Origin of the sequence: Burkholderia sp. MSMB2157WGS (genome assembly GCF_001532755.1) — a bacterium.
Classification (GTDB): Bacteria; Pseudomonadota; Gammaproteobacteria; order Burkholderiales; family Burkholderiaceae; genus Burkholderia.
Genome location: NZ_LPJG01000014.1, coordinates 1 through 20105 on the forward strand (window position 1 = coordinate 1; position 20105 = coordinate 20105).

At 65.7% G+C, this 20105-nt stretch carries 18 protein-coding genes and 2 tRNA genes; 3 read left to right on the forward strand and 17 right to left on the reverse strand.

Going from position 1 to position 20105, the window contains the following annotated elements; all coding sequences use genetic code 11:
* The 3 genes from WT53_RS09315 to gltX all read right to left on the reverse strand — a co-directional run bounded on the left by WT53_RS09315 (position 1) and on the right by gltX (position 1829).
* A tRNA-Glu gene (locus tag WT53_RS09315) sits at positions 1-76 on the reverse strand.
* Positions 77-214: 138 nt separating this feature from the next.
* A tRNA-Ala gene (locus tag WT53_RS09320) sits at positions 215-290 on the reverse strand.
* Positions 291-419: 129 nt separating this feature from the next.
* A complete protein-coding gene (gene gltX, locus WT53_RS09325) occupies positions 420-1829 on the reverse strand; it encodes a glutamate--tRNA ligase (protein ID WP_060259440.1) in 1410 nt (469 codons plus the stop codon).
* Between the two features lie 276 nt (positions 1830-2105).
* On the opposite strand from gltX, the gene WT53_RS09330 reads away from it, so the two are divergent.
* Entirely contained in the window at positions 2106-3023 is a 918-nt protein-coding gene (locus WT53_RS09330; RefSeq protein ID WP_060259443.1) for a patatin-like phospholipase family protein, read from the forward strand.
* Positions 3024-3174: 151 nt separating this feature from the next.
* Here WT53_RS09330 and WT53_RS09335 read toward each other — a convergent pair whose 3' ends face one another.
* The 9 genes from WT53_RS09335 to WT53_RS09375 all read right to left on the reverse strand — a co-directional run bounded on the left by WT53_RS09335 (position 3175) and on the right by WT53_RS09375 (position 13211).
* Positions 3175-3849 (reverse strand): C40 family peptidase, encoded by a 675-nt coding sequence (locus WT53_RS09335; RefSeq protein ID WP_060259447.1) that lies wholly within the window; start codon positions 3847-3849, stop codon positions 3175-3177.
* A gap of 128 nt (positions 3850-3977) precedes the next feature.
* The gene (locus WT53_RS09340; protein ID WP_060259451.1) at positions 3978-5600 is read right to left on the reverse strand and encodes an ABC transporter ATP-binding protein; all 1623 of its coding nucleotides are present in this window, start codon (positions 5598-5600) and stop codon (positions 3978-3980) included.
* Complete coding sequence (locus tag WT53_RS09345) at positions 5597-6694, reverse strand: ABC transporter permease (protein WP_060259454.1); 1098 nt, start codon at positions 6692-6694, stop codon at positions 5597-5599. Before WT53_RS09345 ends, WT53_RS09340 begins: the two co-directional genes overlap by 4 nt.
* A 48-nt stretch (positions 6695-6742) precedes the next feature.
* A complete protein-coding gene (locus tag WT53_RS09350) occupies positions 6743-7786 on the reverse strand; it encodes a microcin C ABC transporter permease YejB (RefSeq protein WP_034207700.1) in 1044 nt (347 codons plus the stop codon).
* 51 nt (positions 7787-7837) lie between these two features.
* Complete coding sequence (locus WT53_RS09355) at positions 7838-9712, reverse strand: extracellular solute-binding protein (RefSeq protein WP_060259457.1); 1875 nt, start codon at positions 9710-9712, stop codon at positions 7838-7840.
* A gap of 143 nt (positions 9713-9855) precedes the next feature.
* Entirely contained in the window at positions 9856-10212 is a 357-nt protein-coding gene (locus tag WT53_RS09360) for a hypothetical protein (protein WP_027808916.1), read from the reverse strand.
* A 237-nt stretch (positions 10213-10449) separates the two neighbouring features.
* A complete protein-coding gene (locus tag WT53_RS09365; RefSeq protein ID WP_059782911.1) occupies positions 10450-11115 on the reverse strand; it encodes a response regulator transcription factor in 666 nt (221 codons plus the stop codon).
* An 18-nt stretch (positions 11116-11133) separates the two neighbouring features.
* Complete coding sequence (locus WT53_RS09370) at positions 11134-12525, reverse strand: HAMP domain-containing sensor histidine kinase (protein WP_060259460.1); 1392 nt, start codon at positions 12523-12525, stop codon at positions 11134-11136.
* Positions 12526-12536: 11 nt separating this feature from the next.
* Positions 12537-13211, reverse strand: a complete 675-nt coding sequence (locus tag WT53_RS09375) for a response regulator transcription factor (protein ID WP_034207704.1) — start codon at positions 13209-13211, stop codon at positions 12537-12539.
* Between the two features lie 218 nt (positions 13212-13429).
* Here WT53_RS09375 and WT53_RS09380 point away from each other — a divergent pair, with 218 nt between their 5' ends.
* Complete coding sequence (locus WT53_RS09380) at positions 13430-13729, forward strand: DUF4148 domain-containing protein (RefSeq protein ID WP_034207705.1); 300 nt, start codon at positions 13430-13432, stop codon at positions 13727-13729.
* Between the two features lie 112 nt (positions 13730-13841).
* Here the strand turns inward: WT53_RS09380 and cyoD are convergent, their stop codons facing one another.
* The 4 genes from cyoD to cyoA are packed head-to-tail and all read right to left on the reverse strand — an operon-like array spanning position 13842 to position 17599.
* Positions 13842-14174, reverse strand: a complete 333-nt coding sequence (gene cyoD, locus WT53_RS09385; protein ID WP_034207706.1) for a cytochrome o ubiquinol oxidase subunit IV — start codon at positions 14172-14174, stop codon at positions 13842-13844.
* Positions 14175-14783: a cytochrome o ubiquinol oxidase subunit III gene (gene cyoC / locus WT53_RS09390; RefSeq protein ID WP_027784811.1), complete on the reverse strand. Its 609-nt coding sequence runs from the start codon at positions 14781-14783 to the stop codon at positions 14175-14177.
* On the reverse strand, positions 14783-16789 hold the full coding sequence (gene cyoB, locus WT53_RS09395) for a cytochrome o ubiquinol oxidase subunit I (protein WP_034207707.1): 2007 nt from the start codon (positions 16787-16789) through the stop codon (positions 14783-14785). The genes cyoC and cyoB overlap by 1 nt, the downstream gene beginning before the upstream one ends.
* Before the next feature lie 3 nt (positions 16790-16792).
* On the reverse strand, positions 16793-17599 hold the full coding sequence (cyoA, locus tag WT53_RS09400; protein ID WP_257127824.1) for a ubiquinol oxidase subunit II: 807 nt from the start codon (positions 17597-17599) through the stop codon (positions 16793-16795).
* Here cyoA and WT53_RS34060 point away from each other — a divergent pair.
* The gene (locus tag WT53_RS34060; protein ID WP_257127826.1) at positions 17499-17702 is read left to right on the forward strand and encodes a hypothetical protein; all 204 of its coding nucleotides are present in this window, start codon (positions 17499-17501) and stop codon (positions 17700-17702) included. The genes cyoA and WT53_RS34060 overlap by 101 nt on opposite strands.
* A 256-nt stretch (positions 17703-17958) precedes the next feature.
* On the opposite strand, the gene WT53_RS09410 is transcribed toward WT53_RS34060, so the two are convergent.
* Positions 17959-19488 carry a NuoM family protein gene (locus WT53_RS09410; protein WP_034207710.1) on the reverse strand — a complete coding sequence of 510 codons (1530 nt, stop codon included), beginning with the start codon at positions 19486-19488 and terminating at the stop codon, positions 17959-17961.
* Between the last annotated feature and the right edge of the window lie 617 nt (positions 19489-20105).

Consider the following 20105-nt stretch of genomic DNA (forward strand, 5'->3'; position numbering starts at 1 on the left):
TGGCGTCCCCTAGGGGATTCGAACCCCTGTACTCACCGTGAAAGGGTGATGTCCTAGGCCTCTAGACGAAGGGGACAAAATCTTTTCAGATTCGTCTGACTTTCGCTATTTACTTTTCATTCAACAGCGAAGGCCGAAATTCTAACTGCTTTGAATCATTTTGTGAAGCATTTATTACTACCGCTGCTTCGCAAATCAATCCAGCTTGTTCTGTTGGTGGAGGTAAGCGGGATCGAACCGCTGACCTCTTGCATGCCATGCAAGCGCTCTCCCAGCTGAGCTATACCCCCTTGCAGAACAGAAATGAGATTATATGGACCGATTTCGAACTTGTAAATACCCTTTTTACGATTCGCGCGAAATTTTTTGCGAAGCGGTCCGTTCGCTCATCCGCGGACCACTTCGCGCGCGCAAGAACGTCAGGCCAGCGCGGCCTCGATGCGCGACACCACGACGTCGCGGCCGAACAGCACGAGCACCGCATCGATCGACGGCGTGTGCGTCGTGCCCGCCACCAGCAGACGTACCGGCATCGCGAGCTGCGGCATCTTCAGCTTGTGCGCGGCGAGCGTCGCCTTCAACGCGGCGGACACCGCCTCCTTCGTCCAGTCGGCCGCCTTCAGCGCGACGACGAGATCGGCCAGCGCTGGCCGCACCGTATCGGTCACGTGCTGCGCGAGCGCATCGGCGTCGGGCGCCGGCACGCGGTAGAACATCGTCGCGCCTTCCGCGATTTCCTTGACCGTCGTCGCACGATCCTTCATCAGGCCGACCACCGCGTCGAGCGCGGGGCCCGTCGCGATCGCCGCGTCGTCGATGCCGAGCGCGTCGAGGAACGGCTTCGCGAGTTCGGCGAGGCGCGCGTTGTCGGCTTCCTTGATGTAATGCGCGTTCAGCCAGCTCAGCTTGCTGTGGTCGTACTGCGCGGGCGACTTGCCGAGATGCTCGAGATCGAACCATTCGACGAACTGCTCGCGCGAGAAGATCTCGGCGTCGCCGTGCGACCAGCCGAGCCGCGCGAGATAGTTGACGACGGCCTCCGGCAGGAAGCCCGCGTCGCGATACGCCATCACGCTCATCGCGCCATGCCGCTTGCTCATCTTCTCGCCCTGCTCGTTCAGCACGGTCGGCAGGTGCGCATAGACGGGCGGCTCGCCGCCGAGTGCATTCAGGATGTTGATCTGGCGCGGCGTGTTGTTCACGTGGTCGTCGCCACGGATCACGTGCGTGATGCCCATGTCCATGTCGTCCACCACCACGCAGAAGTTGTAGATCGGCGTGCCGTCCGGGCGCGCGATCACGAGGTCGTCGAGCTCCTCGTTCGAGATCTCGACACGCCCCTTCACCGCGTCGTCCCACACGACCGTGCCCGTCAGCGGATTGCGAAAGCGCAGCACCGGCTTCACGCCGGCCGGCGGCTCCGGCAGCACCTTGCCGGGCTCCGGACGCCACGTGCCGTCGTAGCGCGGCTTCAGGCCGGCTTCGCGCTGGCGTTCGCGCAGCGCGTCGAGCTCCTCGGCCGACATGTAGCACGGGTACGCGAGGCCCTTCTCGAGCATCTGCGCGAGCACTTCGCGATAGCGGTCCATCCGCTGCATCTGGTAGATCGGGCCTTCGTCGAAATCCAGCCCGAGCCATTGCATCCCTTCGAGGATCGCATCGACCGCTTCCTGCGACGAGCGCTCGACGTCGGTATCCTCGATGCGCAGCACGAACGTGCCTTTCATCTTGCGGGCGAACGCCCACGGATAGAGTGCGGAGCGGATGTTGCCGAGATGGATGAAGCCGGTGGGACTCGGCGCGAAGCGGGTACGGACAGGACGGGTCATAAACGGTAACTCGAACGCCAGGGGCGCATGAATGATTCGACGCGGGACGACGGCAGCCCCGACAGCAACGGAGCCGGCGACGCCCGGAACGGGAAAGAAGCCGGAATTATACTCGCGCCGGACATCGCGCCAAGCGCGCCGCTTGCTTTATGATGTGCGCGCCGCGGCCGCCAGCCGGCCCGGCGCCGGCCGCCCGGAACCCGCTGCGCGGCCGCTCGCAACCTATCGCCGCCGCGGGCCGTGTAACCCGCCGCCAAGCCGCCGGAGAACCATTCGATGTCGTCCCCTCGCCTGTCGCGCCGCCACTTCACGATCGCGTGCGCGTCCGCCAGCCTCGCCGCCTGCACGTCCTTCGGCGACAAGTCCCGTCCCGGCACGGCCCTGCCGCAGGAGAAGCCCGTCAAGATCGGCATCGCGCTCGGCGGCGGCGCCGCGCGCGGCTTCTCGCACATCGGCGTGCTGAAGGCGCTCGAGGCGCGCGGCATTCCGGTCGAAATCGTCGCCGGGACGAGCGCGGGCTCGGTGGTCGGCGCGCTCTACGCGTCCGGCATGAGCGCGCTGCAGATCAACAAGATCGCGCTCGACATGGACCAGGCGTCGATCAGCGACTGGGCGCTGCCGTTTCGCTCGCGCGGCCTGCTGCAAGGCGTCGCGCTGCAGAACTTCCTGAACAAGACGCTCAACAACCGGCCGATCGAGAAGATGGCGAAGCCGCTCGGCATCGTCGCGACGGACCTGCAAAGCGGCCAGCCGATCCTGTTCCAGCAAGGCAATACCGGGCTCGCGGTACGCGCGTCGTGCAGCGTGCCGTCGGTGTTCGAGCCGGTGAAGATCGGCAATCGCGAATACGTGGACGGCGGCCTGGTGAGCCCGGTGCCGGCGTCGTTCGCGCGCAAGATGGGGGCAAGCTTCGTGATCGCGGTCGACATCTCGGCCCGGCCGGACGGCGCGGCGACCAACAACCCGATCGAGATGCTGCTGCAGACCTTCACGATCATGGGCCAGACGATCAAGACCTACGAGCTCGACAAGTATGCGGACGCCGTGATTCGCCCGAACCTCGCGGCGATGGGCGGCAGCGACTTCAACCAGCGCAACGCGGCGATCCTCGCGGGCGAGGAAGCGGTCGCGCGCATCATGCCGGAACTGCAGCGCAAGCTCGCGGCGGCGCGTGGCGTGGCTGCCACCGCGTAAGCCGCAATAGCGGGGGCGCGTCGCCGGCCGCTTCCCCGCTGGCCGGCGGAACGACTTGCGCGTCGTTGGCGCCGCCGCCCCTAAAACAAAAAACCCTGCCGCCTTTCGGTGACAGGGTTTTTTATCGTCCGGCCCGACTGCCCGGCAAACGTCAGTTGTTGCCGTTCGCCGAATCGTCGCCGATCGTCGCGCGCACGCGCTGACGCAGATCTTCGGGCTTCATCGGGAATTCCGATTCGATCCGGCGCGCACCGGTGAAACGCTTTTCCCAGTAGCCGCTGTCGAGATCGTCGACGCGAACGGTGCTGCCCGTCGACGGCGAATGCACGAACTTGTTGTCGCCGATGTAGATGCCGACGTGCGAGAACGTGCGGCGCATCGTGTTGAAGAACACGAGATCGCCCGGCTTCAGGTTGCTCATGCTCACCTTCTCGCCGACGCGGCTCATTTCTTCCGCGCGACGCGGCAGCGACATGCCGAGCGTGTCCTGGAACACGTAGCGCACGAAGCCGCTGCAGTCGAGGCCCGAATCCGGCGAGTTGCCGCCCCAGCGATATCGCACGCCGATCATGTTCAGCGCGCCGACCACCACGTCGCCCGCCTTGCCCGCCATGCCGGCAAGGAACGACTTCGCGCCGCCGCTCGTCGGCTGTGCGCTGGTCTGCTGGAGGGAGGCACCCGACCCGATCTGAGTCGAATTGGTGACATTCTGGTTAAAACTGCTGACTTCGTCGGCGAACGCGCCGGGAGCTGCTGCGAACAGGGCGCCGATGAATAGCCCGGCGATGGTGCGCGCGCATGCCTGGGTCAGGGATCGATGCTGCATTGGTCGATGGAATGTGCTTAAAAATCAGCTGATTGGCGGAAAATTTCGGTCGATACTAGCCAGCGCGTAATCGTTTGTCAAAACAAATTAATAAATACAATCGAGATGGTCAGACCATTGGACGCCTATCACGCTTTCCAGACCGCTTTCAACAGCTTTTGTGTGTAAGGATGTGACGGTCTGGTGAAGATGTCGGCCACCTCCCCCGACTCGACGACGGCGCCGTCCTGCATCACCGCGACGCGGTGCGCCATCGCGCCGATCACCTCCAGGTCGTGGCTGATGAACACGTAGCCGAGGTTGTATTTCTGTTGCAAATTCGCGAGCAGCTTCAGCACCTGCTGCTGGATCGACACGTCGAGCGCCGACGTCGGCTCGTCGAGGATCAGGATGCGCGGCTCCAGCACGAGCGCGCGCGCGATCGCGATCCGCTGGCGCTGGCCGCCCGAGAATTCGTGCGGATAACGGTGCAGCACCGTACGGTCGAGGCCGACTTCGCGCAGCACCGCGAGCGACTTCGCGCGGCGGGCGTCGGGCGTCATGTCCGGGCGATGCAGCGCGAGCCCTTCGCCGACGATCCGCTCGATCGTGTGACGCGGCGAAAGCGAACTGAACGGATCCTGAAAGACCACCTGCATGTTCGAGCGCAACGCGGTCCGTTCGCGGCCGCGATAGGCCGACAGCGCGCGCCCCTGGAATTCGATCTCGCCGCCGGCCGTCTTCTGCAGCCCCAGCAGCGCCATCGCGAGCGTCGATTTCCCCGATCCCGATTCGCCGACGATGCCGAGCGTTTCGCCCTGCCGCACCGACACCGACACGTCCGCGACGGCCGTCACCGGCACCGTGCCGAACCAGCCCGCGAAGCCCGGCCGCTTGCGCGCGAACCGTACGCTCACGTGGCGCGCGTCGAGCACGACGGGCGCGATCGGCATCACCGGCGTGACCGCGCGTTGCGGCCGGCTGTTCAGCAACCGCTGCGTATACGGATGCTCGGGCGCCGCGAAGATCCGCTCGACGGGCCCGCTCTCGACGAGCCGGCCGCGCTCCATCACCGCGACGCGCTGCGCGAAGTGCCGCACGAGATTCAGGTCGTGCGTGATCAGCAGGATCGACATCCCGCGTTTTTCCGCTTCGTCGCGCTGCAGCTCCAGCAGCAGGTCGACGATCTGCGCGCGGATCGTCACGTCGAGCGCGGTGGTCGGCTCGTCGGCCAGCAGCAGGCGCGGCCGGCACGCGAGCGCCATCGCGATCATCGCGCGCTGCCGCTGGCCGCCCGACAACTGATGCGGGTAGCTGTCGACGCGCTTCTCGGGCTCGGCGATGCCGGTGCGCGCGAGCAACGCGATCGCGCGCTTGCGCGCTTCCACCGCCGATACGCCGTCGTGCAGCACGATCGTCTCGCCGATCTGCACGCCGATCGTATACAGCGGGTTGAGCGCCGTCATCGGCTCCTGGAAGATCATCGCGATGTCCGAGCCGCGCAGCCCGCGCATCTCGCGCTCGCTCTTGCTTGCCAGATCCTGCCCCGCGAAGCGGATCGCGCCGCCGACTTCGGCGTCGCGCAGCAACCGCAGGATCGACAACGCGGTCACGCTCTTGCCGGAGCCCGACTCGCCGACGAGCGCGACCCGCTCGCCGCGCCCGATCGCGAGCGTCACGTCGTCGACGGCCACCGTGTCGCCGAAGCGCACGTGCAGATGCTCGAGCGACAGCAGCGGTTCGTCCACCTTCGATACGGCTGCGTCGCTCATCGCTGGCCTCCCGCGACGCGCATCGAGTCGGTGATGCGCGTGTCGAGCGCGTTGCGCAGCGCATCGCCCATGAAGGTCAGCAGCAGCAGCGTCGCGACCAGCACGCCGAACGTCGACAGCGAAATCCACCACGCGTCGAGGTTGCCCTTGCCCTGCGCGAGCAGCTCGCCGAGGCTCGGCGTCGGCGGCGGCACGCCGAGCCCGAGGAAGTCGAGGCTCGTCAGCGCGAGGATCGAGCCGCTCATCCGGAACGGCAGGAACGTGATCACGGGCGTGAGACTGTTCGGCAGCACGTGGCGCCAGATGATCTGCCAGTTCGTGAGTCCCATCGCCCGCGCCGCGCGCACGTAGTCCTGCGTGCGGTTGCGCAGGAATTCCGCGCGCACGTAGTCGGCAAGGCCGATCCAGCCGAACAGCGACAGCAGCACGATCAGCAACAGGAAGCTCGGCTCGAAGATCGACGCGAAGATGATCAGCAGGTACAGCTCGGGCAGCGAGCTCCAGATCTCGATCAGCCGCTGCCCGACGATGTCGATGCGCCCGCCGAAGAAGCCCTGCACGGCGCCCGCGGCGATCCCGAGCAGCGTGCCGATCACGGTCAGGATCAGCCCGAATTCGACCGACACGCGGAACCCGTACACGAGCCGCGCGAGCAGGTCGCGGCCCTGCGCATCGGTGCCGAGCCAGTTCTCGCGCGACGGCGGCGCCGGGTTCGGCACGGTCGAGAAGTAGTTCAGCGTGTCGTAGGAGTAGCGGTTCGGCGGGTACACGACGAAGTTGCCGGGCGCCTCGAGCCGCTTGCGCACATACGGATCGAGATAGTCGGCCGGCGTCGGGAAATCGCCGCCGAAGGTCGTCTCCGGGTACGCATGGAACATCGGGAAATAGGTCTGGCCGTCGTAGCGCACGACGAGCGGCTTGTCGTTCGACCACAGCGGCGCCGCGAGGCTCGCGGCAAAGGCCACGACGAAGATCACGAAGCTCCAGTAGCCGAGGCGCTGCTGCCTGAAGCGCTGCCACACGCGGCGGGCGGGCGACGGCGACACGCGCGCCCGCGCGGCGTCGATGCGGGAAGAGACGACGGCCCGGTTCATCGCGCACCTCGCCCGCCGGCGCCGGGCATGCGAATGGCTCGTTTCATGTCAGCGCTCCAGGTTGTCGAATTGAATGCGCGGATCGACCCACACATAGCAAAGATCGGAGACCAGCTTGGTCGCGAGCCCGATCAGCGTGAACAGGTACAGCGTACCGAGCACGACCGGGTAGTCGCGCCGCACGACCGATTCGTACGACAGCAGCCCGAGGCCGTCGAGCGAGAACAGCGTCTCGATCAGCAGGCTGCCCGTGAAGAACGCACCGATGAACGCGGCCGGGAAGCCGACGATCAGCGGCAGCATCGCATTGCGGAACACGTGCTTCCACAGCACGCTGCGCTCGGAGAGCCCCTTCGCGCGCGCGGTCAGCACGTATTGCCGGCGGATCTGGTCGAGAAACGCGTTCTTCGTGAGCATCGTGACGACCGCGAAGCTGCCGACGACCGACGCGGTGATCGGCAGCGCGATGTGCCACAGGTAGTCGAGCACCTTGCCGACGAGCGACAACTGCGCGAAGTTGTCCGACGTGAGGCCGCGCAGCGGAAAGAGCTGCCAGAACGAGCCGCCGCCGAACAGCACGAGCAGCAGCACGCCGAGCACGAAGCCCGGGATCGCATAGCCGACGAGCACGACGAGGCTCGTCGCGACGTCGAACGGCGAACCGTTGCGCACCGCCTTCGCGATGCCGAGCGGCACCGAGATCAGGTACGTGAGGAAGAACGTCCACAGCCCGATGCTGATCGACACGGGCAGTTTCTGCACGACCAGCGACCACACGCTCTGGTGGCGAAAATAGCTGTCGCCGAGATCGAAGCGTGCGAAGCGCTTCAGCATCAGCCAATAGCGTTCGAGCGGCGGCTTGTCGAAACCGTACAGCGCCTTGAGCTGCGCGAGCTGCTGCGCGTCGACGCCGGTGTGCGCGCGCATCCCGAACGGCGTCGCGCCCTGCTCCGTCGCGCCCTTGCGCAACTCCTGCACGGCCTGCTCGACCGGGCCGCCCGGCACGAACTGGATCACCGCGAACGTGAGCGTCAGCACGCCGACGAGCGTCGGGATCATCAGCAGCAGGCGTTTGAGGATGTAGCTCCACATAGGGCGTCGACTCGTGATCGGATGGCGGGTTGGACGGAGGGCCGGCGCGGGTCAGTGATCGGGCTTCGCCCACCAGGTCGACACGACCCAGCCCTCGGCCGAATAGTACAGCGGCAGCGTCTGTGGATAGGCCAGCGTGCGCTTGTACGCGATGCGGTGCGTCGTGCTGTACCACTGCGGGACCGCGTAGTAGCCGTGCATCAGCACCCGGTCGAGCGCGTGCGTCGCGTCGAGCAGTTCCTCGCGCGTCTGCGCGGTGCCGAGCGCATGCAGCAACGCGTCGACGGCCGGCGATTTCAGCCCGATGAAGTTGTCGGAGCCCGGCTCGTCGGCGAACTTGCTCGCGTAACGCGAGTATTGCTCGGCGCCCGGCACCTGCACGCCCGGCAGGCGGATCGTCGTCATGTCGTAGTCGAACGCATCGAGGCGCTTTTGCAGCAGCGCGTAATCGGCCGTGCGAAAGCGCACGTCGATGCCGAGCTTCGCGAGGTTGCGCCGGTAGGCGGTCACGACGCCTTCCATCGCGCCGCCCGCATCGTCCAGGATCTCGAACGCGAACGGCTCGCCCTTCGCATTGCGCAGCGCGCCGTCGCGGTAGGTCCAGCCGGCCTGCTCGAGCAGTGCGCGCGCCTTCAGCAGGTTCGCGCGCAGCGAGCCTGGCGGATTCGTGTCCGGCTGCGCGACCATCGGGCCGAACACGGCCGGATCGAGCTGCGCACGCAGCGGCTCCAGCAGCTTCAGCTCGCCCTCGCCCGGCGTACCGGTCGCCTGCAGGTCGGTATCGGCGAAATAGCTGTCGAGGCGCGTGTATGCGCTGTAGAACAACTGGCGGTTCAGCCATTCGAAGTCGAACGCGAGATCGAGCGCCTGGCGCACGCGCACGTCGCGGAACAGCGGCCGGCGCAGGTTCATGAAGAAGCCCTGCATGCCCGCGCCGTTATGTTGGCGGAATTCGCGCTTGACGAGCTCGCCGCTGTCGAAGCGCTTGCCGACGTCGCGCCGCGTCCAGTTGCGCGCGACGTACTCGACGAGCACGTCGTATTCGCCGGCCTTGAACGCCTCGAGCCGCGCGACGCCGTCGCCGTACAGCTTGTAGACGATCCGCTCGAAGTTGTTGGTGCCGATCCGTACCGGCAGATCGGCGCCCCAGTACGCGGGATTGCGCCGGTAGGTGATCGTGCGGCCGTTGTCGTAGCGCTCGATCAGGTACGGGCCGCTGCCGATCGGCTGCTCGAACGCGAGCTGGTCGAACGGGACGCGCGAGCCGTCCGCGCGCAATCCCCACTTGCGCGAGAACACGGGCACGCCGCCGGCGATCAGCGGCAACTCGCGATTCGCGCTGCGGAACTCGAACCGGACCGTCGCCGGATCGACGACCACGGCTTTCGCGATCTCCGCGAAATACGCGCCGAACTGCGGTGCGGCCTGCTTGCTCTTCAGCGTGTCGAACGAAAACTTGACGTCGTCGGCCGTGACGCGATCGCCGTTCGAGAAGCGCGCGCGCGGATTCAGGTGGAACGTGACCGAGCGGCGGTCCGGCGCGACGTCGATGTCGTCCGCCAGCAGCCCGTATGCGGACGCCGGTTCGTCGGAGCTGCCGGTCGCGAGGCTCTCGAACAGCATGTCGATGCCGGGCGCGGAGTTGCCGCGCATCGTGAACGGATTGAACTTGTCGAACGACGTCATCCGGTTCGGGTTCGCGAGCACGAGCGTGCCACCCTTCGGCGCGTCGGGGTTCACGTAGTCGAAATGCCGGAAGCCCGGCGGATACTTCGGCTCGCCGTACTGCGCAATCGCGTAGGCCGCGTGCGCGGACGGCGCGGCGAGCGCCGCGTGCAGCGCCAGCACCGCGGCCATGCGGCCGGCGGCCCGCAGCGCGCCGACGCAGGCGCGCGCGGCGGCGGTCCGGGGCGAACCCTTCGTCATAGAGGCCCTGTCGTCGAATGAGGGTAGTAACGTGGAGCGATTCTACCCATTCAATCCGTCGAGCCAAAAGAAAACCGCCACACGGGCGGTTTCCTCGCGAGCCACTGTCGCGCACGCGGCACGCATGCGCGACCGGTCGCCGATCAGCGCCAGCCGTTGTGGCGGCCGTGATCCCAGTGGCCGCGATCGCCGCCCCAGCCGCGCCCATGGTGGCGATACCACTCGTCGCGGCCCCAGTAGCGGCGGCCGTCCCAGTAGCGGTCGCCGTGCCAGCCGATCACGATCGCCGGCGCCGGCGCATACACGGGCGCCGGTGCATAGACAGGCGCCGGCTGATAGACGACCGGCGGAGGCGGCGGCGCATACACGGGCGCGGGCGCGACGTAGACCGGTGCCGGCACGCCGACGTTGATCCCGACATTGACTCCCGCCATTGCTGCGCCCGACACGAGCAAGGCCGTCATACCGGTCAGGAGCGAGGCAACACGCAAAGTCTTCATGGATTCCTCTTCTGGTTGTGTCATGTGTGATTCGACTATAGCGGCAAGCGCCGTCCCCGCATATTTCAAGTTTGTAAGAACTGATGCGCGGCATCGCAACGGAAAGCCCGCGCTAACGTCTTGTAACAATCGACGCCGATTTGCCCCGCCGAGCCCGCGCATACCGAGTCGCGGCTGTTTGGCAGCTTCGGCGGTCGTCAAGACCTTCTTCGAGCCGGGCGGCGATATCCTCGGCCGTCATCCGCCCGTGTCGAACCGGAAGCCGAATCGCGCAACCGTTTCGATCCGCGCGGAAAACGCATGCGCGGCCAGCTTGCGCCGCAACCGCACGATCAGCGCATTGACCGTTTCGGGTTCGACGTCGACATCGCCCCACGCGTAACGCAGCACGGCGTCGCGCCCGACCGGCCGCCCTGCTTCGCGCAGCAGGCATTCGACCACGCGAAATTCCCGTGCGCTGAGCGCGAGCTGCCGGCCACGCTCGTCGAGTGCGCGCGTCGCCGTGTCGAGCCGGATCGAGTCACGCATCGCGACGATGCCCGCGCGGCGCCACAGCGCGCGCAACCGCTCGTGCAATTCGACGAACGAACACGGATGGGCGAGGCATACGTCGCAGCCGGCCTCGAGCATCCGCGCACGCTGGGCGGACGTCGTGCCGGCGACGATCGCGGCAATCGTCGCGCTGCCGGCCGACGCGGCGAGCGGCGGCAATCCGTCGAGAATCGCCGGCATCGCGGCACCGTCGGTCGCAACGATCACGATCGCGTCGAACCGCTCCTGCGTCGCCGCGAAACAGCCGTCGCGCCAGTCGCCGATGCGCTCGACGCCGTGCATGCTCTCGCGAAACGCCTTGTCGAGCCGCAACGCGTCCGGCGTCGGCGGCGCAATCAGCAGGATGCGCATCGATCGCCCCCGCCTGCGTCACGCGAGCGAACGCGGCCAGCATTCGACCGTGATCGCCGCACCGGCCGGCTGGGCATCGCCGATCCGCAACGCGAAACCGTGCACGCGCATCACCGCCGACACGATGCTCAACCCGAGCCCCGAGCCGTTCACATGGCGCGTGCGCTCGCCGCGATAGAAGCGTTCGAGCACCGCATTGCGCTCGCCGGGCGCAATGCCGGGCCCGGTGTCGTCGAACCGGACGAGCGGACCATGCGGCGTCGTCCGGAGCACGACGCGCACGCGGCCGCCCGGCGGCGTGAACTTGATCGCGTTGTCCGCGAGATTGCTGAACGCCTCGAACAGCAACGCACGATCGCCATGGATGCCGTCGACCGCGGCCGCATCGAGCTCGAACGACACGTCGACGGCCTCGGCCAGCGGCTCGTAAAGTTCGCACACGTCGCGCAGCAACGCCGCGACGTCGACCGCGGCAAAACCGCCGCGCCGGCTCAGCGTCCCGATCTCGGAGATGCGCAGCATCGCGCGAAAACGTTCGAGCAGGCGGTCGGTTTCGTCGCGCGCCGACGCCAGCAGCGCCGCCGACGCGGGATCGTGTGCGCAGAACGGCTGGTCGGCAAGCCGCGCCAGCATCGTATGCACGCGTGCGAGCGGCGTGCGCAGGTCGTGCGCGATCCCGTCGCAGGTATGCCGCACCTCGCCCATCAGTCGCTCGACTTCGTCGAGCATGTGATTCACGAGATGCGCGAGCAGATCGAGTTCGTCGTAGCGGCCGACCGGCAGCCGCTTGCCGAGATCGCCTTCGGCGATCTGTCGCGTGACGCTCCGGATCGCGGCGACGCGGCGCATCTGCCGCATCCCGAGCATGCTGCCGCCCGCGATGCCCGCGATCAGGATCATCACGCCGCCGACCACGAGCCCGCGGATCGCGACGTCGCGGATCTGGATGAAATGCGACAGGTCGCGTGCAACCACCAACGTCATCCCGTTGTCGCGGCGCACGGCCATCGCGCGCGCGACCGGCGCCGCCTGGCCGTCGAGCAGCGCGAGCGTGCGGTCCAGCGTACGGCCGTGGCGATCCGTGCGCAGCGTGGGCGGCGTCGCGATGTCGCCGGCCAAGCGGCGCCCGTTCGCATCGAACAGCCCGTAGAAATTCGTATGCATGTGCTCGTGCTCGAGCCGCCGATGGATCGCAAGCGGCAGCGCGGCATCGGGAATCGAATCGAAATAGATCAGTTGCCACGCGAGCACCTCGTCGGTATCGCGTGTCATCGTGTGCGTCGCGGCCACGCTGATCACGCCCGCGAGCAGCAGCAGCGACACCGAAAAGATCGCCGCGTACGCGCACAGCCAGCGAAACGTCGTCGTATGCCAGCGGCGCGTGAAGTTCGCCGCGCGGGCTGCGTCCATTCGCGCCTCCGTCAAGCGAGCATGTAGCCCGACCCGCGCACCGTCTGGATCATCGGGTCCGCTCCGGGCGGGTCGATCTTCTTGCGCAACCGGCCCATGTGGACGTCGATCAGATTGGTGCCGGGATCGAAGTGATAGCCCCACACGGCCTCGAACAGCATCGTGCGCGTGATCGTCTGGCCCGCGTTGCGCATCATGAATTCGAGCACGCGGAACTCGGTCGGCAGCAGCGGAATCTCGTCGGCGCCGCGGCGCGCGCAGCGCGAAATGAGGTCGAGCTCGAGCGCGCCGACCTTCAGCAGCGTCTGCTGCGGTACGCCCGATGCCTGCCGGCGGCGCAGCAGCACTTCGATGCGCGCGCTCAGTTCGCCGGAATCGAACGGCTTCGTCAGGTAATCGTCGCCGCCCGCGCGCAACCCGCGGATGCGTTCGTCGACGTCGCCCAGCGCGCTCAGCATCAGTACCGGCGTATCGATGCCGACCGTGCGCATCGCGGTCAGGATCGCGAGTCCGTCCGCGCCCGGCAGCATCCGGTCGAGCGTGATCGCGTCGTACGATGCGCTCATCGCGCGCATCATGCCTTCGCGGCCGTTGTCGATCCAGTCGACCTCGAACCCGCGTGCGGTCAGTTCGCCGACGATTTCGTTCGCGGTCACCGCATCGTCCTCGACCGTCAGTACTCGCATGGTTGCCCTCGCAATCAACTTCAACACGGGCGCGCACGATGCGCCCGCCACTATCGTAAGCGCTACGATCGCCGTGTGGCGCCAGATGAAAATAGCTTCATCCTGCATCGCACCGCGCGCACATGAAACATGTTTCATCCGTGCGTCGGCCACCCTGCGACCGGGTCCGCCTACGCTGCCCTCATGCGGCATCGGGCCGCGAAACCAGGAGCCATCGGATGAAACTGTCGACCACCGTCGCCTGCATGCTGCTCGCATGCGCCAGCACCGCCGCGTTCGCGGGGCCGCACCTCACGCCGCAGGAATGCACCGCGTACCCGTTCGTGCACACGGGTCGCGGCGTCACGCGTGCGGACCTCGTGCGCGAGCTGACCGAGCTCGAACAGGTCGGCTACGACCCGGCCCATGCGAGCCCGTACTACCCCGACGATCTCGACGGCGCGAAGCATCGGCTCGCGGCCGAGTACCGCGCCGACTGCACGCATGCGCTGACGGCCGACGCGGGCGCGCGACACTGACTGCACTGCCCGGCGCAACGCAGCAGCCGAAAAAAACAAAAAGGCGGCACGTACGTGCCGCCTTCGCTTCGTGAATCCGCACGGATATCGACCCGCTGCGCCACGCTGCCGCTCAACGCGACATCATGTTCATGCTGACGTTGTGCATCACCCAAAGCGTGCCGACGATCAGGATCGCCGCGGTCAACACCGTATAGCTGAACGCCATCACGTTCCAGCGCTGGCCCGACGAGCCGTTCATGTGCAGGAAGTACACGAGGTGCACGACGATCTGCACGAACGCGAGCACGGCGAGCCCGACCAGCGACGCATGCGGCGACAGCACGCCGCCCATCACGAGGCCGAACGACGCGGCCGTGAGCAGCACCGACAGGATGAAACCGGCGACGTAGCCGCCGACGCTGCCGTGCCCTTCTTCGAGTTGAGACGAATGCGAATGGGCCATTTAGATCACGCTCGCGAGATAGACAAAGGAAAACACGCAGATCCACACGATGTCGAGGAAGTGCCAGAACAGGCTCAGGCACGTCAGGCGTCGCAGGTCGCGATCGGTCAGGTCGCCGCCGCGCAATACGATCTGCGCGGCCAGCACGATCATCCACAAGAGGCCGGCCGTCACGTGCAGCCCGTGCGTGCCGACCAGCGTGAAGAACGCCGACAGGAACGCGCTGCGCTGCGGGCCGGCGCCTTCCGCGATCAGGTGCGAGAACTCGCGCAGTTCCATCGCGAGAAACGCCGCGCCGAGGACGAACGTCACCGCGAGCCACGCGAGCAGCGCGCCGCGCCGCTGCTTGTACGCCGCCAGCATCGCGAAACCGTACGTGATGCTCGACAACAGGAGTGCCGCGGTTTCGACCGCGACGCCCGGAATGTCGAACAGCTCCTTCGCGGTCTGCCCGCCCGCGTACTGGTGGCCGAGCACCGCGAACGTCGCGAACAGCGCCGCGAAAATCACGCAGTCGGTCATCAGGTACAGCCAGAAACCGAACACCGAATGCGACGGCGGATGGTCGTCGTGCTCGAGCAGGGTTGCGCTCAAGGTTTTCTGCAACATCAGTTGGCCTCCAGTTCCACGTCGTCGACGCGCGCAGCCGGGCGCTTCGTCGGCTGCTTGTCTTCGGTCTTGCGCACCGTCGACGCAGGGATGTAATAGCCGTCGTTATCGCGCGAGCTGTAGATCACGAGCGTCGCGACGATCCCGACGAGCCCGCCGATCGCCATCCACCAGATGTGCCATACCAGCGCGAAGCCGAGCACCAGGCTGAAGATCGCGATCACGAGGCCCGCACAGGTATTCGACGGCATGTGGATGTCGCGAATCGCCGCCGGGTTCGGCCGGCCTTCGCCGCGCGCCTTCATGTCCGCATACGCGTCGAGCGTGCGCACCTGCGGGATCACCGCGAAGTTGTAGTCGGCCGGCGGCGACGAGGTCGCCCACTCCAGCGTACGGCCGCCCCACGGGTCGCCCGTCGTGTCGCGGTACTCGGGCAGATGGCGGTTGCGGATGCTGACCACCAGTTGCAGCAGCTGGCACGCGATGCCGATCGCGATCAGCACGGCGCCGAATGCGGCAACCAGCAGCCACGGATGCCACGCCGGATTGTCGTAGTGGTTCAGGCGGCGCGTCATGCCCATGAAGCCGAGTACGTAGAGCGGCACGAACGCGACGTAGAAGCCGACCTGCCAGAACCAGAAAGCGGCCTTGCCGAGCTTCTCGTTCAACTTGAAGCCGAACGCCTTCGGGAACCAGTAGTTGAAGCCCGCGAGATAGCCGAACAACACACCGCCGATGATCACGTTGTGGAAGTGCGCGATCAGGAACAGGCTGTTGTGCAGCACGAAGTCCGCGCCGGGAATCGCCATCATCACGCCGGTCATGCCGCCGAGCGTGAACGTGACCATGAAGCCGATCGTCCACAGCACCGGCGTCGTGAATTCGATCCGGCCGCGGTACATCGTGAACAGCCAGTTGAATACCTTCACGCCGGTCGGAATCGCGATGATCATCGTCATGATCCCGAAGAACGCGTTCACGTTCGCGCCCGAACCCATCGTGAAGAAGTGATGCAGCCACACGAGGAACGACAGCACCATGATCGCGCAGGTCGCGTACACCATCGTCTTGTAGCCGAACAGCGGCTTCTTCGCGAACGTCGCGATGACTTCCGAGAAGATTCCGAACGCCGGCAGGATCAGGATGTAGACCTCCGGATGACCCCACGCCCAGATCAGGTTCAGGTACAGCATCGCGTTGCCGCCGGCGTCGTTCGTGAAGAAGTGCATGCCGAGGTAGCGGTCGAGGCCGAGCAGCGCGAGCGTCGCGGTCAGGATCGGGAACGACGCCATGATCAGCACGTTCGTGCAGAGGGCCGTCCACGTGAATACCGGCATCTTCATCAGCGTCATGCCGGGTGCGCGCATCTTGATGATCGTCACGAAGAAATTCACGCCGGTCAGCAGCGTGCCGACGCCGGAGATCTGCAGCGCCCACAGGTAGTAGTCGACCCCTACCCCCGGACTGAACTGCAGCTCCGACAGCGGCGGGTATGCGAGCCAGCCCGTCTGCGCGAATTCGCCGATCACGAGCGACACGTTGATCAAGATCGCACTGACCGCCGTCATCCAGAACGACAGCGAGTTGATGAACGGGAACGCGACGTCGCGCGCACCGATCTGCAGCGGCACGACCAGGTTCATCAGGCCGACCATGAACACCATCGCCATGAAGAAGATCATGATCACGCCATGCGCCGTGAAGATCTGGTCATAGTGGTGCGGCGGCAGGTAGCCGGGCGCGTTGTACGCGAGCGCGAGTTGCATGCGCATCATGATCGCGTCGGCGAAGCCGCGCAGCAGCATGATCAGCGCGACGATGATGTACATCACGCCGAGTCTCTTGTGGTCGACCGTGGTCAGCCATTCCGTCCACAGCCATTTCCACCGGCCGGTGATCGTCAGCGCGGCGAGAATGCCCAGCACGACCAGCCCCATGAAGGCGCCGGCCCCCATGATGATGGGCTGATCGAACGGGATCGCCGAAAGTGTGAGTTTGCCGAACATGCGTTACCCCTTCGTGCCGCAGGCGGCGTCCTTCAGGTCGAGGACGTGGCCATCGTTGTATTTCGCGATGATGTTGTGGAAGAGCCGCGGGTCGACCGACGAGAAGTAGCGCACCGGCGCCTTCTCGCTCGGCTGCGCGACGCCGCCGTACATCGTCGCGTCGAGCCGGTCCGGCGACGCCTTCACCTTCTGCACCCACGCGTCGAACTGCTCGCGCGGCTCGGCGAGCGTGCGGAACTTCATATCGGAGAACCCGCGGCCGCTGAAGTTGGCGGACGTGCCCGCGTAGTTGCCGGGCTCGTCGGCGATCAGGTGCAGGCGCGTCTGCATGCCGGCCATCGCGTAGACCTGGCCGCCGAGTTGCGGGATGAAGAACGAATTCATCACCGAATCCGACGTGATGCGGAAGTTCACCGGCGTGCCGACCGGAATCGCGAGCTGGTTCACCGACGCGATGCCGAGTTCCGGATAGATGAACAGCCACTTCCAGTCGAGCGCGACCACCTCGACGTCGATCGGCTTCACCGCCGATTCGAGCGGCTTGTACGGATCGAGCTCGTGCGTGGTCTTCCACGTGAGCACGCCGAGAAACAGGATGATCAGCGTCGGCACCGTCCAGATCACGACCTCGATCGCGGTCGAGTGCGACCAGTTCGGCGCGTAGGTGGCACTGCGATTGGACGCGCGATAACGCCACGCGAACCACAGCGTGAGCAGGATCACCGGCACGACGACGATCAGCATCGCCCACGTCGAGGTGGCGATCAGCGCCTTTTCGGCGGCGCCGACGCTTCCTTTCGGATTTAGCACATCTAAATTACAGCCTGACAGGCTCAACGCCGCGCCGCTCGACATCAGCGCCGTCCAGCCTCTTGAAACGCTTCTTTTCATCACACCGCCCGAGGGTCATTGAATCCGTTTGCGTATGCCCGATGCGCATTCGATTCACGAAATTGGCCGAATCATACGTCGCGCGGGTGCGATGAAAAACCGGTGCATGCGGCAAATCATCATTGCAAAATCTGCCGTGAGTCACATTGTCGCGGGGCAATTTCACGCAGCCGGGAGCGAGCCCGGCACGCGCCGTTCCGGGCCTCGATCGATGCGTGCGCAACGATGCGCGCCGCGCGATGCGGCCCGCTCGATCGGCGCAGCTCGGTGCGCCGCGATCAGTCGTGCGTCGATGCCATGTACGACGGCAGCGCTTGCACGGGGCCGTCCCCTGCCGGCACTTTCGAACGGCTCGCTTCCTGGATCAGCTTGCCGACGGTCGGATCGATCGCATCGGTGAAGGGCTTCGGATCGATGCCGACCGCCAGCACGATCAGCGCGAGCGACGCGAACATCACGATCTCGCGACGGTTCAGATCGGCGAGCTTCGCGATCCGCTGGCTCGAGACCTTGCCGAACACCACGCGCTTGAGCATCCATAGCGTGTACGACGCGCTGAGGATCAGCGTGAGCGCCGCGATCGCGCCGATCCAGAAGTTGAAGCGAATCGCGCCCATGATCACCATGAACTCGCCGACGAACCCCGACGTGCCCGGCAGGCCGACGTTGGCCATCGCGAACAGCAGCGTGAAGGTCGCGAAACGCGGCATCACGCCCGCCACGCCGCCGTACGCGGCGATCTCGCGCTGCCGGGTGCGATCCACGAGTACGTTCACGCACAACAGCATCGCGCCCGCCACGAAACCGTACGAGACAAGCTGCACGATCGCGCCTTCGACGCCGATCCGGTTGAACAGGAACAGCCCGAGCGTGACGATCCCCATGTGCGCGACCGTCGAATACGCGAGCAGCTTGCCGAGATCGGTCTGCGCGAGCGCGATCAGGCTCGCGTAGACGATCGCGAACAACGACAGCGCGATCACGGCCGGCGCGAAGAAGTGGCTCGCATCGGGCGTGATCGGCAGCGCGAAGCGCAGGAATCCGTAACCGCCGAGCTTGAGCATCGCGAGCATCAGCGCGGCACCGGTCGGACCGTCCGTGTACACGTCGCTCAGCCACGTGTGGACCGGCCACATCGGCACCTTGACCGCGAACGCGGCGAAGAAACCGAGGAACACCAGCAACTGCGGCGCGAAGCCAAGTTGCAACGTGCGCCACACGGCCATGTCGAACGTATGCGACTGCGCGTACAGGTACAGCATTGCCATCAACAGCAACAGCGAGCCGGCGAACGAGATGAAGAAGAACTTCACGGCCGCATACACGCGGCGCTCGCGCCCCCACGTGCCGATCAGCAGATACAGCGGGATCAGCGTCGCTTCGAAGAAGATGAAGAACAGCAGCCCGTCCTGCGCGACGAACACGCCGACCATCAACCCCGACAGGATCAGGAACGACGCGTAGTACTGCGCGACGCGCACCGTGACCGATTCCCACGACGCCACCACCACCACGAGCGTCGTGAACGCGGTCAGCACGACGAGCCACAGCGACGCGCCGTCGATGCCGACCCGCCATCCGGCATTGAACGCCGCCAGCCAGTCGCGTCTTTCGACGAACTGCATCGTCGCCGAATGCGCGTCGAAGCCGGCAATCAGCGGGACGACGGCCGCGAGCCCGGCAATCGCGCCGACCAGCGCGATCAGTCGTATCCGGCGTGAATGCCGGTCGGAACCGGCGCGCAGCAACCCCGCGCCGAACAGTATCGGAACCCAGATGGCCAGGCTCAGGAAGGGGAAATCATGCATGTCAACAAAGCCTTGAGGAGGTCGCGCGTTGCATCGGGGACAGGCGCGACGAAAGGAACGAAATCGAATCGACAGGTAGATTTCGTGAATCGCCAATGTTGGCTAAATGTAAAGCGGCATCACCGGAAAACTTGATGTCGCTCAAACGCGATCGGGTTAACCAGCATAAGGCGATTGATTATTTTCTGCAGCGCAGCAGAGTGTTATTTTTGGGAGTCGACATAGTTCACTGATTTTTATGAGTAATTTTTCGTAGTACGTGATCGGCTACGCCACGCATATCGACGCGCTGCCGCATTTTTGACGTCAACCGATCATTTCAAAGGGTTGGAACGAGATGGCTGACGTTCCGCGATGCAGCGGTCGCTTCGCCTTCTCCGTCTTACACGAATACTTTCATTACTATTTCGATTCATTTCGCGTAGCGCAAGCCGGGCAAAGCGTTGCCCTCGCCTGTCGGTTTCACGTGGCCCGCCGCTAACGCCGATATCTCGAGCAATTCCCTACGCGCAGGGTCATCGCACGTTAGTGATCGCGTGGTGCGGGAGTCGTCGACCATTGCACATTGCATGCCGATAGACCCGGGTTAGCCGGACAAAGTCGCTCGCGGACGATTC

Coding starts and splice junctions, on each gene's coding strand:
- gltX (WP_060259440.1), bottom strand. CDS start 1,829: ATGACCCGTCCTGTCCGTACCCGCTTCGCGCCGAGTCCCACCGGCTTC.
- WT53_RS09330 (WP_060259443.1), top strand. CDS start 2,106: ATGTCGTCCCCTCGCCTGTCGCGCCGCCACTTCACGATCGCGTGCGCG.
- WT53_RS09335 (WP_060259447.1), bottom strand. CDS start 3,849: ATGCAGCATCGATCCCTGACCCAGGCATGCGCGCGCACCATCGCCGGG.
- WT53_RS09340 (WP_060259451.1), bottom strand. CDS start 5,600: ATGAGCGACGCAGCCGTATCGAAGGTGGACGAACCGCTGCTGTCGCTC.
- WT53_RS09345 (WP_060259454.1), bottom strand. CDS start 6,694: ATGAACCGGGCCGTCGTCTCTTCCCGCATCGACGCCGCGCGGGCGCGC.
- WT53_RS09350 (WP_034207700.1), bottom strand. CDS start 7,786: ATGTGGAGCTACATCCTCAAACGCCTGCTGCTGATGATCCCGACGCTC.
- WT53_RS09355 (WP_060259457.1), bottom strand. CDS start 9,712: ATGACGAAGGGTTCGCCCCGGACCGCCGCCGCGCGCGCCTGCGTCGGC.
- WT53_RS09360 (WP_027808916.1), bottom strand. CDS start 10,212: ATGAAGACTTTGCGTGTTGCCTCGCTCCTGACCGGTATGACGGCCTTG.
- WT53_RS09365 (WP_059782911.1), bottom strand. CDS start 11,115: ATGCGCATCCTGCTGATTGCGCCGCCGACGCCGGACGCGTTGCGGCTC.
- WT53_RS09370 (WP_060259460.1), bottom strand. CDS start 12,525: ATGGACGCAGCCCGCGCGGCGAACTTCACGCGCCGCTGGCATACGACG.
- WT53_RS09375 (WP_034207704.1), bottom strand. CDS start 13,211: ATGCGAGTACTGACGGTCGAGGACGATGCGGTGACCGCGAACGAAATC.
- WT53_RS09380 (WP_034207705.1), top strand. CDS start 13,430: ATGAAACTGTCGACCACCGTCGCCTGCATGCTGCTCGCATGCGCCAGC.
- cyoD (WP_034207706.1), bottom strand. CDS start 14,174: ATGGCCCATTCGCATTCGTCTCAACTCGAAGAAGGGCACGGCAGCGTC.
- cyoC (WP_027784811.1), bottom strand. CDS start 14,783: ATGTTGCAGAAAACCTTGAGCGCAACCCTGCTCGAGCACGACGACCAT.
- cyoB (WP_034207707.1), bottom strand. CDS start 16,789: ATGTTCGGCAAACTCACACTTTCGGCGATCCCGTTCGATCAGCCCATC.
- WT53_RS09410 (WP_034207710.1), bottom strand. CDS start 19,488: ATGCATGATTTCCCCTTCCTGAGCCTGGCCATCTGGGTTCCGATACTG.